The sequence below is a fragment of the Xiashengella succiniciproducens genome (assembly GCF_023674465.1).
In the GTDB taxonomy this organism is placed as follows: Bacteria; Bacteroidota; Bacteroidia; order Bacteroidales; family Marinilabiliaceae; genus Geofilum; species Geofilum succiniciproducens.
In genome coordinates this window covers 1,787,385-1,803,026 of sequence record NZ_CP098400.1, presented here as the reverse complement: position 1 = coordinate 1,803,026, position 15,642 = coordinate 1,787,385, and the positions used below count along the sequence as shown (strand labels likewise).

Annotated in this window: 13 protein-coding genes; 6 read left to right on the top strand and 7 right to left on the bottom strand. The window is 42.1% G+C overall.

The window, feature by feature from the left end:
- Window positions 1–60: 60 nt before the first annotated feature.
- Window positions 61–1,056, bottom strand: coding sequence for an AAA family ATPase (locus tag M9189_RS07600; RefSeq protein WP_250722086.1), 996 nt, complete (start codon window positions 1,054–1,056; stop codon window positions 61–63).
- 357 nt (window positions 1,057–1,413) lie between these two features.
- Window positions 1,414–2,616, bottom strand: coding sequence for an S-adenosylmethionine:tRNA ribosyltransferase-isomerase (locus tag M9189_RS07595; RefSeq protein ID WP_250722085.1), 1,203 nt, complete (start codon window positions 2,614–2,616; stop codon window positions 1,414–1,416).
- Between the two features lie 68 nt (window positions 2,617–2,684).
- Here M9189_RS07595 and M9189_RS07590 point away from each other — a divergent pair, with 68 nt between their 5' ends.
- Window positions 2,685–3,722: a DUF2027 domain-containing protein gene (locus tag M9189_RS07590; RefSeq protein ID WP_250722084.1), complete on the top strand. Its 1,038-nt coding sequence runs from the start codon at window positions 2,685–2,687 to the stop codon at window positions 3,720–3,722.
- Here M9189_RS07590 and M9189_RS07585 read toward each other — a convergent pair.
- Window positions 3,706–4,551, bottom strand: coding sequence for an amidohydrolase family protein (locus M9189_RS07585; RefSeq protein WP_250722083.1), 846 nt, complete (start codon window positions 4,549–4,551; stop codon window positions 3,706–3,708). The two genes, M9189_RS07590 and M9189_RS07585, sit on opposite strands and share 17 nt — an antisense overlap.
- A 174-nt stretch (window positions 4,552–4,725) precedes the next feature.
- Here M9189_RS07585 and M9189_RS07580 point away from each other — a divergent pair, with 174 nt between their 5' ends.
- On the top strand, window positions 4,726–5,952 hold the full coding sequence (locus M9189_RS07580) for an IS256 family transposase (RefSeq protein WP_256469219.1): 1,227 nt from the start codon (window positions 4,726–4,728) through the stop codon (window positions 5,950–5,952).
- A gap of 186 nt (window positions 5,953–6,138) precedes the next feature.
- On the opposite strand, the gene M9189_RS07575 is transcribed toward M9189_RS07580, so the two are convergent.
- Window positions 6,139–6,420 carry a hypothetical protein gene (locus tag M9189_RS07575; protein ID WP_250722082.1) on the bottom strand — a complete coding sequence of 94 codons (282 nt, stop codon included), beginning with the start codon at window positions 6,418–6,420 and terminating at the stop codon, window positions 6,139–6,141.
- 97 nt (window positions 6,421–6,517) lie between these two features.
- Between M9189_RS07575 and M9189_RS07570 the strand changes: the two genes are divergently transcribed.
- Complete coding sequence (locus tag M9189_RS07570; RefSeq protein WP_250722081.1) at window positions 6,518–7,444, top strand: DMT family transporter; 927 nt, start codon at window positions 6,518–6,520, stop codon at window positions 7,442–7,444.
- A 571-nt stretch (window positions 7,445–8,015) separates the two neighbouring features.
- Complete coding sequence (locus M9189_RS07565) at window positions 8,016–8,585, top strand: WcaF family extracellular polysaccharide biosynthesis acetyltransferase (RefSeq protein ID WP_250722080.1); 570 nt, start codon at window positions 8,016–8,018, stop codon at window positions 8,583–8,585.
- A 36-nt stretch (window positions 8,586–8,621) separates the two neighbouring features.
- Here M9189_RS07565 and M9189_RS07560 read toward each other — a convergent pair whose 3' ends face one another.
- Genes M9189_RS07560 through M9189_RS07550 form a run of 3 tightly spaced genes read right to left on the bottom strand, consistent with a single transcriptional unit; the run spans window position 8,622 to window position 13,471 of the window.
- On the bottom strand, window positions 8,622–10,250 hold the full coding sequence (locus M9189_RS07560; RefSeq protein WP_250722079.1) for a hypothetical protein: 1,629 nt from the start codon (window positions 10,248–10,250) through the stop codon (window positions 8,622–8,624).
- Window positions 10,240–12,663 carry a polysaccharide biosynthesis tyrosine autokinase gene (locus M9189_RS07555; RefSeq protein WP_250722078.1) on the bottom strand — a complete coding sequence of 808 codons (2,424 nt, stop codon included), beginning with the start codon at window positions 12,661–12,663 and terminating at the stop codon, window positions 10,240–10,242. The genes M9189_RS07560 and M9189_RS07555 overlap by 11 nt, the downstream gene beginning before the upstream one ends.
- Before the next feature lie 7 nt (window positions 12,664–12,670).
- On the bottom strand, window positions 12,671–13,471 hold the full coding sequence (locus M9189_RS07550) for a polysaccharide biosynthesis/export family protein (protein WP_250722077.1): 801 nt from the start codon (window positions 13,469–13,471) through the stop codon (window positions 12,671–12,673).
- A gap of 219 nt (window positions 13,472–13,690) precedes the next feature.
- Here M9189_RS07550 and M9189_RS07545 point away from each other — a divergent pair, with 219 nt between their 5' ends.
- The gene (locus M9189_RS07545) at window positions 13,691–14,809 is read left to right on the top strand and encodes a glycosyltransferase family 4 protein (RefSeq protein WP_250722076.1); all 1,119 of its coding nucleotides are present in this window, start codon (window positions 13,691–13,693) and stop codon (window positions 14,807–14,809) included.
- An 11-nt stretch (window positions 14,810–14,820) separates the two neighbouring features.
- Window positions 14,821–15,567: a glycosyltransferase family 2 protein gene (locus M9189_RS07540; protein ID WP_250722075.1), complete on the top strand. Its 747-nt coding sequence runs from the start codon at window positions 14,821–14,823 to the stop codon at window positions 15,565–15,567.
- The last annotated feature ends 75 nt before the right edge of the window (window positions 15,568–15,642 follow it).

Here is a 15,642-nt window from a genome sequence, read left to right as displayed (position 1 = left end):
AGTCTTCTGTTTATTATATTAAGCACAAATACATTTGGGTAAGGGACTTTGCTTAATATCCTACGGTACTTCGATGGTGTTGAGTATTTCGGATATGATCTCCTCTGATGTAAGGTTGTTGGCTTCGGCCTCGTAGGACAGTCCAATACGGTGACGCATTACATCGTGGCAAACTGCACGTACGTCTTCAGGTATCACATAGCCTCTGCGCTTGATAAAGGCATAGGCCTTGGATGCCATCGCAAGACTGATACTTGCACGTGGTGATGCTCCGTAGGAAATCATTTCACGGAACTTCTCAAGCTTGTAGTTTTCCGGGAATCTTGTGGCAAATACTATATCAACTATATAGCGTTCTATCTTTTCGTCCATGTAAACATCCCTTACTACCTGACGGGCCCTTACGATGTCTTCGGGTTTGACAACTGCAGTAGCTTTTGGAAAGGACTGAGCCAGGTTCTGACGGATGATCATTTGCTCTTCTGATCTCTCTGGGTAAGAAATAACCACTTTGAGCATAAAACGGTCAACCTGAGCTTCAGGTAGCGGATAGGTTCCTTCCTGCTCGATGGGGTTTTGTGTAGCCAGTACGAGGAATGGTTCTGGTAATTTGTGAGTCTCATCACCCAGTGTTACCTGACGTTCCTGCATAGCTTCAAGCAATGCACTTTGGACCTTGGCCGGGGCACGGTTGATCTCATCAGCTAGTACGAAGTTTGTAAAGATTGGACCTTTCTTGACTACGAATTCTTCGCTCTTCTGGCTATAAATCATAGTACCTACTAGGTCGGCAGGCAATAGGTCGGGAGTAAACTGAATACGGCTGAACTTTGCGTCAATGGCAGTAGCCAGTGTGTTGATTGCAAGGGTCTTGGCCAGACCCGGAACTCCTTCAAGAAGAATGTGGCCATCTGCAAGTAGTGCTGTCAATAAGCTTTCTACAAGGTGTTTCTGGCCAACAATAACTTTGTTCATTTCTATGGTTAGTAGGTCGACAAATGAACTCTCCTGCCTGATTCGTTCATTTAGCTCTTTGATATCAACAGTTTGATTCATGTTGCATATATTTTTTCATTTGAAACAATCGAAAATTTAGATAAATCCAAAGATAATAATCCCTCAATAATTGTTCCAAACCATAGAAAAAATGGCTTGTTGTCATATTTGACTATCTTTTGAAACGGATTACAGTATTTGCCGGGTAAAGGTGAACTTTAAACTGGCAGAAATGTTTTTAATGAAAATCGGCATCTGCTGATATTGAAGAAATTCTTGAAGAGGAACTAAGGCTGCGTCGTGAGGGTAAAGGGTCCTGATAAAGTTGCCGGACTCAATATAGACTGCTCTTACTTGACCTGTCGGAGTTATTATTGATATATACCCGAGATTCCTCACGAGCAGAAATAATGGCTTTTAAGGCAGGAGCAGAGAGCTGTCGCCGTAGCTGAGAAATCTGTAATCCTTTTCCAGTGCCTGACGATACACTTCTTTCCAGTTGTCTCCTATTAAAGCTGCTATTAGTAGGAGCAAGGTGCTTCGTGGCTGGTGGAAGTTGCTTATCAGTCCATCGATAACCTTTGGTTTGTAGCCGGGAGCAATAATTATGGATGTTGCAGCTTCCAGCTTTTCTTTACCATTCTTTTCAAGGTAGGCAGCCAGAATACCATACGCCTCCTGACGTGTAAGTTGTACATCGGATTCAAAGCCTTCCCATTGGTCTATGTGTTCAGGAGCTCGACCTTGGGCAATATGAAGGGCTGCGAAGTAAAGTGACTCAAGAGTTCTGAGTGATGTTGTCCCTACTGCAATTACAGGACCCCTGTGAGAGGCAATGGTTGTGAGCGTCTCCAGGGCAGCTTCAAAATGCTCTGTGTGCATCTTGTGCTGGTCTATACTATCAGCCTTCACAGGTCTGAATGTCCCTGCCCCCACGTGGAGTGTTAGTTCGGTAGTCCTGATCCCTTTGTTCTTTAGCGCCTGCAGCGTATTTGCTGTGAAGTGCAGACCCGCTGTCGGGGCTGCTACGCTACCTTTGTATTTCGAATAGACGGTCTGGTATCGTTCTACATCAATTTCCTCGTCATCACGCTCAAGGTAAGGAGGGATAGGAGTATGTCCGATTGCATCCAGTATCTCTCCAAAGCCTATTTCAGCTGGCTCCCATAAGAATTCAACTACACATGAATTCTCTTCCTTCTCTGTAAGCAGGGCTTTCAGAGTGATTTCCTTTCCATTAATTGAACAGGTTAAAGTCAGAGCTCCATCCTTCCATTTCTTCTGGTTACGGATAAGGCAGTTCCACTTAACCTTGCCGCCGGCCTGGAAGGCCATTGCAATATCAGCAGGCTCAGCTGGTTCGAGACAGAAAATCTCTATTTGGGCTCCTGAGTCCTTTTTGAACTGGAGTCTGGCGCGGATAACCTTGGTGTTGTTGAAGACCAGAAGGGCGTCAGATGGCAGATAGTCAACAAGTCTCCGGAACTCCGAGTGTATGATATTTCCTTTATTATACACCAGTAATTTGGAGTCGTCTCTGTTGGCCAGGGGGTATATAGCTATTCGTTCCGAAGGAAGGTCATACTCGTAGTCGGAAATTTTTATTCCGGGAATGCTCATTCTGTTTTAGTTTTATGGCTGCAAAAATAGTTAACTTTGTATCAATAATCCCATAAATATTGAATCCAATGAGCATAGAGCCTGGTGATAAGGTCAAATTCCTTAATGATGTAGGTGGTGGAATAGTAAAGAAACTTGAAGGTGGACTGGCCTTTGTTGAGGATGAAGACGGATTTGAGATTCCAATGCCTGTATACGAACTGGTGGTTGTCGAGAAGGGGCAGCCTTCTGCCGAAGCCAGGCAGGTTGCTGATAAGGTTGTAGAAAGCAGAAATGAGGATGTTTCAGAGCCTGAAGCTTATCATCAGGAGTTGGAGGAAGAAGGTCATGATGATTTCAATCCCCGTTTTTACCTTGGTTTTATAAAGATTGGAAACAATCAGACTGAAGAGGGCAAGCTCAGATTGTATGTGATTAATGACAGCAACTACTATGTAACATATTTAATTTCTGAATTACGTGAAGACGGTCTGATGTATGCCCTGCACCAGGGAATATTACAGCCGAATACAAAATTGCCGCTTGAAGACAGACTGGCAAGAGAATTCGAGAATACCTTCCATATGCAGTTGATACTGTTTAGAAAGGGCAAGGGCTATCCAGCCCTTGACCCGGTTTCTTCTGCTGTTCAGATTAAGGCCCGCCGTTTTTACAAGGACAACGTATTTCGCAACAACGATTTCTTCTATCAGCCTGCTGTTTTGGTACCGGTTATCAAGAACGAACTTGAGCAGAAGATGGACATGTTGACTGAGTTTGATTCAAAGGCTGTGATAGGAGAAAAGGAAAAAAGTGAAAAGAAGCCTCAGGCTAAAAGGAAGTCAACACCCGAACTTGAAGAGGTGGATTTACATATCGACGAACTTGTTGATACAACTGCAGGACTGTCAAATAGTGATATTATACAGATTCAGATGGATAAGTTCCACTTTGTGATGGAATCCAATGCAAAGAATAAGGGCCGGAAGATAGTATTTATCCACGGAGTAGGTAATGGCGTGCTAAAGAATGAAATACGAAAACAACTGGAACGCAAGTACAAGGTATATTATCAGGACGCTTCTTTCAGAGAATATGGTTATGGGGCCACTATGGTAATAATATAGAATCTTTGTATGGCAGATCTATTACCGGATCTCTGAATATATAGCGACCGTTGAGACTGTTGGGTTTGATATGTTCACTGCCCTCTATTAGCCTTCCACTGACCACCAGATACTTGATATCAGCTTTAAGGATTGAGATGTTCTCACCATGTCGTGCTACATCCTGTCCACTGGAAGGCGACCAGACTATGATATCGGCATCAGCTCCGGCAATCAAAGCGCCTTTTTGCGGATATATTCCTAGTAGCTTTGCAGGTAAGGTGGCATACATATTACACAAATTGACCATATAGGTCTCATCTACCAGGATATCATCAGTCAGCTCGTGTAGGAAGGAATAAGAAATATTGTTTTCAATATAATTCTGTCTGTCTGTAGGGGTCTTAAGTGCCGGTGGATCCAGAATAATGTTATTCATGAGCCTTCCGTACTCAGTAATCAACTCCGGACTAACCGGGGAAGGAACATCAAGTTCAGTATTACATAGATTGACTGCAATATAGGTTTGCCCACCTCCAATTGTTCTTATAGTCCTTACTTCATCCATTGATGATACTCCGGTAATAAGTAAGGGGCATCCTGTCATTGAGATGTGTCTTACGGCTTCCCTTAGTTTGATGAGATAGGCGGAGAAAAAGGTCTGGTTGCGCACAAGCGATGATTCCTTAATGGCTTTGGTACAGAAGATTAGGAGCAACTGGTGTTTTGCCATAAACTGCAGGAGGCTGTCAAAGTCACCTGCAAGAAGCTTGTGAACGTGCTTCCACTGCATTGAGAACGAACTTATTCCCTTATGAATAAAGCAGTAAGCCAGATCATCCCTTTTCATTTTGCTGCATGACTGAGCATCCAGATGCAGGCTGAAATCACAGATTATCGGTTGGCAATACTTTCCGGCATCTTCAAGTATGGTCTTGTAATCTTCATGTTTTGGAATCTTGATTTTATCGAGGGTGTAATTTAAACTCTGTCCAGAATTTGAAAATTACTAATTTTGGACCTCATGACACATTACGAAAAGGAAAGTCCCGAATACCGGGCTATGCGCGATCTTGCATTATCGCAATTACTGAGCGGAAAATCATTAACAAGCAATGGCGGGGTTTTTGCTCCCATCATCAAGGAATTTTTAGAAAGCGCCCTTGCCGCTGAAATGGAAGTGTTTTTAGATGAAGATCAGCGTGCTGATGGCAATAAACGTAATGGGAAAGGGTCAAAAACCCTTAAGACCATTGCAGGAGAAGTAACAATTGACACGCCAGCAGACCGGCACAGCAATTTTGAACCCGAGATCGTAAAAAAGCGTCAGCGGATTTTGGCAGACAATCTGGCTCCTCAAATCATTTCCCTTTACGGTAGGGGGTTGAGTCTAAGGGATATATCGGCTCAGCTAAAAGAAATGTACGATACAGAAGTATCGGCAAGTGTGCTAAGTGAAATTACCGATCGTATTATTCCTCAAGTGGAAGCCTGGCAAAGTCGACCACTGGATGCTGTCTACCCAATCGCCTGGCTTGACGCAATACATTATAAAGTAAGGGACGAAGGGAAAGTTGCCAGCAGAGCTATATATAATGTTTTGGCTATCAACAAGGAGGGTAAAAAGGAGCTTATTGGAATGTATGTTTCAGAAAGTGAAGGGGCTAAGTTCTGGCTGTCGGTTTTGACCGATCTTAAGAGCCGTGGAGTCAAAGATATATTGATTGCATGCACCGATAACTTATCTGGTTTTTCCGAGGCCATATTGAGCATCTTTCCTAATACAGAGATCCAAAAATGTGTAATCCACCAAATCCGTAACTCCTTGAAATATATCGCATCCAAGGATAAGGCGACCTTCATGAAAGATCTCAAAAGAGTCTACCATGCGGTTAGTAAAGCTGAGGCAGAAAGAGAGCTTGAAGAATTGGAGCAGAAATGGGATAAAAAATACCCCATAGTAATACGTTCATGGAAAAACAACTGGCCCGAACTTTCGGTTTATTTCAAATATGATGAGCCTATTAGAAAGTTGATCTACACTACAAATGCTGTAGAAGGCTTCCATCGCCAGGTACGAAAAGTTACCAAAACCAAGGGAGCTTTTACCAGTGATATGGCATTAATGAAGCTAATCTATTTAACGACAGAAAATGCTGCAAAAAAGTGGACCAAACCCTTACCCAATTGGGCACTAACCTTCCAGCAATTATGCATTCATTTTGACGGGAGATTAAATCCTGATATCTAACATCCAAAACCCTGAAAGCAAATATAGGTCGCCCTTAGAACCTGTCAAGGGTATATAAACAGCCTCGTTCCTCGGCTGCCCTTGACAGAACCTAACGGCTTTCCCAAAGAGGCTTTCAAGAATTGGATGAAAGAAAAAATATGAGTTAATTTAAACAACTAAAAATAGGACCGGACAGAGTTAATTTTACACTCCCATTTTATCCATCAGGAAAGTACTTCCATGTGAAAGTGCCTGATATATACCTGAAGAGGGGCCACTACCTTCGATCTTGAATAGTGGAGTTTTGAAATGGATCAGGCCTGGCAGTAACCATGTACCACCTACATCAATCACCCTGGTTTCCGGATCTGGGGGACTAATGTTTTCTCCTGTTGTGACAATGCGACTATTGTTCAGGAGTATATCTCCATTGAAGACACAATCAGGATGAACTATCTTTCCGTTTTTTAGTAGAGTATAGTCCATGACAGCCTAAATCCTATTAAAGATAAGGTCATTTTAAAGCTTTTTCAATATTGGATTTAAGAATTATTGACTATCATAAATGTTAAACATGCTGGATTTGAGGCTACATTTGCAGCTTCAAAAGTTGATCAATATGACCTGGTTGCTGTTAGCCCTAAGTTCGGCAGTTTTTATCGGAATATATGAGGTCCAGAAGAAGCTTGCCCTTCATAATAACTCGGTACTTATGGTACTTCTGTGTACTACAGGTATCAGTGCCCTTATCTTTATTCCACCGGTACTCCTTTCATATAGTGGGCATATTAGTCCAGAGTCGTTTTACTATATTCCTGAGATCACAAGAAAGGAACATTTGCAAGTACTGATCAAAGCTGCCATAGTACTGACCTCATGGCTGTTTTCGTACTATTCAATGAAGTATCTTCCTATTACAATAGCCTCTCCAATCAGGGCTACCGCACCAGTTTGGACCTTGCTTGGTGCCCTGGTAATATATAGCGAGAGATTGACTATTGAACAATGGATTGGAGTTTTGGTGACCTTTTCGTTTTTCTATATGTTCTCTATGGCCGGAATGCGTGAGGGTATTTCATTCAAGTCAAACCGTTGGATATGGTTTGCAGTATTTGGTACTCTCTTTGCTTCAATTAGTGCCCTATACGACAAATTTCTGATTCGAAATGTTGACAGGATGGCCGTTCAGGCTTGGTTTTCTATTTACCAGGTGGTGTTGCTTGCACCGATAGTGTTCCTGATTCGCAGTACTATGACACGGCGTCCTGTATTTTACTGGCGCTGGAGTATTCCATTGATAGGAGTCTTCCTGATAGTTGCCGATTTCCTGTACTTTTATGCTCTTGACTTTGAAGATGCTCTTATCTCTGTAGTATCAATGTTGAGAAGGGGTAGTGTAATAATTACCTTCCTGGTTGGTGCTTTAGTCTTTAAAGAAAAGAATCTGAAAAGGAAGGCCATCTACCTTGCTGGTATTCTTGTTGGTCTGACTATTCTGATGTTAGGATAACACCTGGCTTTTCAAGTATAAAATTACTGCTCCGTACAGTATATATCAGCCGGTAGGCTGATATATTACTCTGTACGGAGCAGTCCCTTTATGAAGAAGGATTAGTCTATTTGCAATCGCAGTTTCCGCCACAGGCACATGGTTCATCTGACTTTCCGCCGGATTTGCAACCACAGTTACCACCGCAACTGCAAGCTCCTTTTTCGTGAGATGAAGTTCCGTTGTAGATGAAGACTTCACCGTTTTCTGTTTCAAATTTGTTGTTCATAGTCACCACATTTAAATACCAACACAAAGTAAAGCATAAGGCATAAAAGAAACAAGACAAAAATGTCCTAAATGTAGATTGTTTTTGAATTTTTCACACAGTAGGCTAATTGCAGGTCGGATTCAGGGTGTTGGCCTAGATTATCATGTTAAAATGATTAATCCTTCAGTAAAAGCCTTAGCAAATAGCCAAGGACAGAAAGATTTTAGTAAATTTCTGATGTTTTTCGGGGAGCTCTGGGATTTTAAAATCTTGGGGCATTTATTAAAGGTAGTTGTTTGTGTTTTATAATTAGGATGCTTTATGGATCAATTTGGGAAGGTGGATCTGTCGATTTATGATAACTCATGGTATCATCCGGGACGTAATGTCTTGGTCAGACTGCTATGGTATCTGGTTAACGTGATGTTTTTCATAAATCCTCTGATACCGATTTCTGGCATTAAAGTGTTTCTCCTGAGATTATTTGGAGCCCGGATAGGAGAGGGTGTTGTAATTAAACCAGCAGTAAATATTAAGTATCCCTGGAACCTGGTAGTAGGCAATCATACATGGATAGGAGAGAAAGTGTGGATTGACAACCTAGCACCAGTAACCATTGGTAATCATTGTTGCCTGTCACAGGGAGCAATGATCTTAAACGGTAATCATGATTACAGAAAGCATAGTTTTGATCTTATGGTATGCCCAGTAATCCTTGAGGATGGTGTTTGGATAGGAGCCAGAGCAATGGTGACTCCCGGTGTTATATGTAAATCTCACTCTGTACTTGGTGCGATGAGTATGGCTACAGGTGAATTGGAGGCATATTCAGTATACCAGGGTGTGCCTGCTGTAAAAATCAGAGAGAGGAGTATTAAGGAAGCTGAGTAAGATTCTGGATGCATCGGATGTTGATATACAAAAAGCTTAGAAATTATAGTAGAAATTGTTTAGTGATGTTCTGAAAGCAAGGGTAAACATAGTGCTTCTCAGATCTTGTTGATCATTGGAATAATCCCTCATGCGTACTCCCGCGCTTATATTCATATTGTTCTTAGGGTTAATAAGGAAGGAGACTGATGCCGCACCATGTATAATGCGGGTCTTAAGCCCCTGACCTATTACATGACCGTGAGAGTCATATCTGAGCATATTGGATACAAAGATATTGCCACCCCAGCTGATAAAGTTATCATCGTTGAAATGAAGGTCGTCCTTACCATGGATTGCATACATAGCTTCCAGATTTAAATGCCATCTGTTCCACCTGTACTTAAGGAAAGAAATACTTTCCCTGAAGTTTGCCCCAAGTGGGTGAGCCAGTTCCTGATTAAAGTGCCCGAAGTTGGTTATCGGAGAATAGTGTGAATATGTAAAAGGTCTTACCTGGCTATATTCAGTTTGCACATCAAGGTTTTTGACACCAAGGAAGTTATAGTTCTTGAAACCCAGCATAAAACCCTGCTTGTTGGCCCACCACTTGTTACCACTCATCACTTCATCAAGTTTGAATTCATTCATAACAAACTGTCCATAGAATGCAGCATCCTTCCAGGGAACATATTTAAGGTTAAGTCCCATAACCACATTGTCGGGTGAACCAACACTGTATTCAGCAGGTCTGTAAATGATTACAGGGATTATATAACCCATGTCGATACCACGATAGCCTGTTTCGTCCTCAGCAGCCCATATTACGCTTTCAAATAATCCCAAGGACAAGCGCTTCCCAATATTCCAGTCAAGGTAGTGGAACATTCCGTACTTGTATGGAAACCTCTCATCACCCAGTCTCTCTAGTTTGTCGATATGGGTGAACTGGGCCAGCATAACCATGTACTGTACCTTGAGGAAGGTAGTGGTCATCTTTGCATAAGGGTAACTGTAGCTGTTATCCGACAGCAACAGGCTTCTGTAGCCATCACCAATAAAGTTTTTGCCATAACCAACAGTGAAATTGATCCAGGTCCCAGCATTGTACGAAAGATAACCAGTAGATTGCGAAAAGTCTCTTCCCTCATCCCCAAAGGTCTTTGCCCTTCCCTGGCCGGGAACGACCCCGCGGGTTTCGACAAACTCGTCAACATAGTATGGGAATACTGCCTGGTTCTCGTATAGAGCACTGAAGAATGAAATCTTACTGCCAAGGTGGCCTTCAAAACTCACCCCCCTAGTATTGACCCAGGTCCTTCTATCATCATCCTTACCCAGTTCAAAATTGAAATAGGGGTTGATGCTAACCGAAATATTATCAGACTCTTTGTAATCCCATTTGATAAGGTCATCATGAATAATTCTCTTCCATATATTCATGTGTCCTTCCGGTTTGTAGAGATCACGACGAATCAGCGAATCTGTATTATAATGTTTTTCGATCTGGTCGAGTCGATATGGCTTTACAGAAGTATGAAGGTTATTACCTGGCTGGTAAAGAGCCCTGACGATGGGATCGAATTCAAAACTGTTGTACTTGGAGTATTGCTGAGCATCAGCCGGTTGCAGTAATGACAGCGATGCCACCAGCGTCGCTGCTACAAGAAGTTTTCTATTCCTCATAGTATCCGTATCCGTTACCATATCCATAGTGATAGCCGTAGCCATAGCCATAACCGTAGTAGTATCCGTAACCCATCAGCCCTTTCTTGACCTGAATATCGTTGATAATCACTCCTACATTGGTAATTCCTTCGTCAAGCATTTGCTTGACAGTATGCGAGAATACATTTCTGATTGTAAAGTTCTGACGTGTCAGGAATATCATAGTGTCGGCATAACGGGCAAGCATATAACCGTCAGCTACAATACCCATTGGTGGAGTATCAAGCAGGATAATTTCAAATCTTTCTTTAAGCTCCTCAAACAACTTAACTGTGCGTGGCGAACCAATCAATTCTGATGGATTGGGAGGAACTGCACCTGATGGAAGGATATAAAGGTTATCAAGACTGTTTGTCTGAATTATATCATCCAGTTTTGCCTTGCCAATAAGATAACTTGACAGACCTTCCTGATGGTGCAGGTTTAGAATACTGTTAAGTCCGGGTTTTCTCATGTCAAAACCTACAAGCAGGGTCTTCTTGCCTGATATAGCAAATACGCTTGCCAGATTCAGGGCACAGAAGGTCTTGCCTTCTCCTGGCATGGATGAAGAAATTGCAATAATTGGTGCTTCCTTGTCTCCGTTCATATACTCTAGACGGGAGCGAACACGTCTGAAGGACTCCGTAATTATTGATTTGGGGAATACCTCGACTACATTGCTAGCATCCTTGGAATTGTGTATTATATGACCAATTATTGGCAAGTCAGTGATGCGCTCGATATCTTCAGCACCTGTAATCTTGTTGTTGGCTATCTGCCTTGATACAAAAAACAAGAAGGGTAACACGAGACCGATTAGAATTGCCTTCTGTCTGTCACGGCTGACTGTCGGATAAACCTGACCGGCTGAACGGGCTGTCTCCAGTATAGAGTGGTCAGGAGTGTTGGATGCCTTTTGTATTTGTGCTTCACTGCGCTTACGGAGCAGGAAGGTATAAACCTCATTATTAAGGTTAAAATGCCTTTCAATACCAAAGAGCTGGCGTTCCTTCTCGGGAAATTCGTACAACTCAGCTGTAATACTGCGCCTCTCTTCCTCTATGCGTGCAAGTTCGTTGTTAAGCATTATCTTCTGGTTGTCGATAGCCTCTAGCAGAGTGCGACGGGCAATTTCCATCATGCTTTTTAGTTCCACTACATGGGGATTGTATATCCCTGATTTCTTATCACCGGTAATAGCATGCCACTCCATATTAAGTTCCATCAGTTTATTGATCTGCTGGAATATAGATGTGTTCTCAATTGGGTATTGAGCAGGAGCTATAGTGCTGTCAAACAAAGTATCTGCCCTGAAATACCTATCGAGATAGTTGTAGTAGTTCCTTTTAAGATATAGATCCGAAGCCGTCGCGTCGATATGCTCTAATCTTGCAAAATAGATCTCTGTTTGAGCCGAAAGACTCTGGATCTGATGCTCGGTACGGAAATGACTTAGTTCGGTTCCCTTACTTGACAGAGAATCGGAGATTATAAGTAACTGCTCCTCAATAAAATCGATGGTGTTGGTGGCAATCTGGTTCTTTCTTTCAAGGTTGTTGCGGATAAACACTTCGGCCATCTTGTTGAGGAAGACTACATTCTTGGTATTATTGTGACCTGTAACATACAACCTTACAATACTTGAATTGTCATTTGAACGGCTATAGGTAAAACTGGACTTATAGGATGAAGTCAGTTCGTCAGGACTATTGAAAACAAAATAATAAGCCTTGTCCTCAGGTCTGGACAAATCCTTGTTGTACACCCTCAGCTTGAGCCATGGTGTTTCAACAAGATCCCCAAAATTAAACTCCTGACTGTAATGTATCTTTCCAGTTGAAGGTCCATATTTCTCAGCACCGTACAAGTAGCTGGTCCCTGATTCAGTCTCGATTTCAAGTCTGAATCTCTCCTGATCTATTACAGTCAGATAAATTGGGGTGTTAAGTAACTGAGGAGACTCCTGATCAAAATATACCAGGAAAGGAAGCCCCCCATAGAGTTCGGTATTCTTTAAACGCCCGGTCTTATAGTATGAAACATCGAAGTCCAGTTCCTTGATAGCTGTCCTAACCATTTCCCAGGAGGTAAGGATGGCAATCTGGTTCTCAAGGGTACGCATAGCAGTACTAAGGCCGAAACCCTCCATCATATTGGCCTGCGTCTTGTCACTACCTCTCTCGTCAACAAGTAATACCAGTGAAGCCCTATACACTGGCTGGGTGTACCTGTGAATCATATACACAACAAAGAGAGCAAGAGAAATAGTGATTACAAATAGCCACCAGAACCTGATCACATCAGAGATCAGCTTTTTATAGTCTAAAGTAATTCCTGTATTACTTACAGGGATTCCAGAACCTTTAGTTTGAAACTTTATCTGATCCATCAAATTCTTATTTTCCAAATATGGCGTTTAGCGTTAGGTACATAGCAAGCATTGATGAGAATACACCAAAGGAGAATGATTCTCCAATGCCCCATTGCTTGGCCTTCATAGGTCTGATATAGACAATATCATTGGGATAGATGTAGTACTTATCTGAATCTACCAGGTTTTTATCTGTCAGATCAACAAAAAAGCTGATAGACCCTTCGGGAGTTGGTCTCACAACCCTTACTTCACGTTTCTTGCCAAAAGGACGAACATCGCCGGCCATCGCAACTGCCTCGAAAATTGTAACCTGTTCACGACCCATTGGGATGCGACCTCTGTTGTTGACTTCTCCCAAGGCTACAAAGGATGGATTGGCCAGTCTCACTGTTACCTGAGCATCGTTGACAAAGGGAATGAGCGCTTCTCTGATTCTTTCTGTAGCCATAGCACGTGTACAACCATCAAGTCTGATCTTGCCTACAAAGGGGAAATCAATATACAGGCTGTCGTCTATAGGATAGGTATAGAGCGGACTCTGACCTGTGGCAGCAACATTCTGGTTGCTGCCTCCTGCATTGAAAAACTCAGACAGTTTGGGATTTGCAGTGTTTACCCTGATTAGCAGAGCATCATTTGGCTGAAGAATATATTTTTCAGTGATAGTCTTAGGAGTATCATACGGGTTGTCATAACCTTTTTTATCTTCATGATTCTGAAAATAAACTATTTCCTTCTGCGGGATACATGATGCGAACATCAGCAATATGGTTGAGGTAAAGGCTAAGATCCTTAAGGTTCCTTTAATGCTTCTTGGATGCATTTTCAAGCAGTATGAATTAATGATTTGAACTTGCTTAGCTAGAATGCCCCTAGGCCGTATAGACTTTGGGACCTTACTCTACAATTGTACAAATTTATTCTTTCTTTTCTTAAAAAAACAGACGATTTGTTCAATTGAGGATAAATAACACAAAATGATGATATTTTGAAGCCGAACCACTTCTTTTTTCTTAGTTTTGCATAGCAAATTAGGTTTGAAATGCAGATAAATTACAACGAGTTACTTCAGATTTTGTTTGCCGGGTTGGTGTCCTTTATCCTGGTTTTTATATCTATTCCAACTATTCTGAATGTTGCTTACTCAAAGAATTTGTACGACGAGCCCGGAAACAGGCACGTACACAAGAAGCGTGTTCCCACATTGGGGGGTATGGCAATTTTCTTCGGAATTGTATTTACCTATTCAATTTTTCTTGACTGGTTTGATTACGGGGGAATTCCCTTTTTACTTCCTTCATTGCTAATAATCTTTTCCATCGGAATAAAGGATGATATCCTGGTTACAGCTCCGATAATGAAGTTGATGGGTCAGATTTTAGCGGCACTGATAATAGTTGGTTTCGGTGATCTGAGAATCGCCGATTTTCATGGTTTTTTTGGACTGCACCCTGATTACTTTGTTAGCCTTTCAATCTCGCTTCTTTTTATAGTGTTTATAGTCAACGGTTTCAATCTGATTGATGGAGTAGATGGACTAGCTGCACTAACCGGAATAGTTGTAACACTGGGCTTTTCGTTCTGGTTTTACATCAATGGCGATGTAATAATGCCGGTGCTTGGATCTATTATTGTCGGAGCATTGATAGCATTTCTGTACTACAACGTTTTTTCAAAGAATCAGAAGATTTTCATGGGTGACACGGGATCCCTGCTTATTGGTTTTCTGATCTCAGTATTTGCAATCAAATTTATGGAAGGCAACGTTGCAGCAGTACGTCCTTCGCTTGATTACACAATGACTTCTGCGCCGGGTGTGGCACTGGGGATTATGATAGTCCCGGTTATTGATACAATCAGAGTATTCTTCCTCCGACTATCAAAAGGCCAGTCTCCATTTGCAGCCGACAAGACCCACATACATCATAGGCTGCTGACTCTTGGCTTTTCGCACATGGGAATAGCTATACTGCTTATGTCAGGCAATATCTTCTTTATTGTATTGTCGTACTGTCTAAAGGATTTGGGTACTATCAAACTGCTGCTTCTAAACTTCATCCTTGGAATGATACTATTTCAGCTACCTTCGTTTGCCATACGCAGGAAACTGCGTAAACTCAGGAAAAAGGGCCTGCCCTCTATTGAGAACGAAGTCAAGTAAAAGGTTCAGATATGCGTATCTCCCTTATTACCGTCAGCTATAATGCTTGTGAGGATCTGGAACAGACAATAAAGTCAGTAACGGAGCAATCATGGGACAATCTTGAATACATAGTGGTTGATGGTGCTTCAAATGACGGAACCCTGGAGATGCTTAAGAAGTACAGGAGCCGTGTCGGTAAACTAAAAAGTGAACCTGACAAGGGAATCTATGATGCGCTCAACAAAGGCCTTGGTATGGCAGAAGGTGATATTGTTGGACTGCTACATGCAGGTGACCGTTTTGCTAACCCGGATATCCTGAATAAAGTGGCTAAGCTATTTGAGACTGAGAATGCTGATGTTGTTTATGGCGACCTGCAGTATGTTACTTCCTTTGAACCTTTGAAGATATTCAGAAACTGGGAAAGTGGTACTTTTTATCCCTCAATGGTCAGGAAGGGTTGGATGCCACCGCATCCAACGGTATATTTCAGGAGGGAGTTGCTTGAGCGGGTGGGTCTTTTCGATACCTCATTCAAGATTGCAGCCGATTATGACTGGTTGCTAAGGGTAATGACTCTTGATGGCGTTAGGATGGTTTACCTTCCCGAAGTTATGATTCATATGGCTACCGGAGGAGCAAGCAATAAGAGCCTGGGTAATATCATCAGGAAATCACGTGAGGATTACAAGGCCCTTAGGAAAAACCATGTGGGAGGACTTTTGACCCTTATTGGAAAGAATCTTGGTAAGCTGGGACAGTTTTTTGCCCGCTGACACTAAGGAATTCAGATGTTTTGAGGCAGTTGTTAAAGATTTTTTATAGATTCGTTTCAGATTAACAGGACTTTA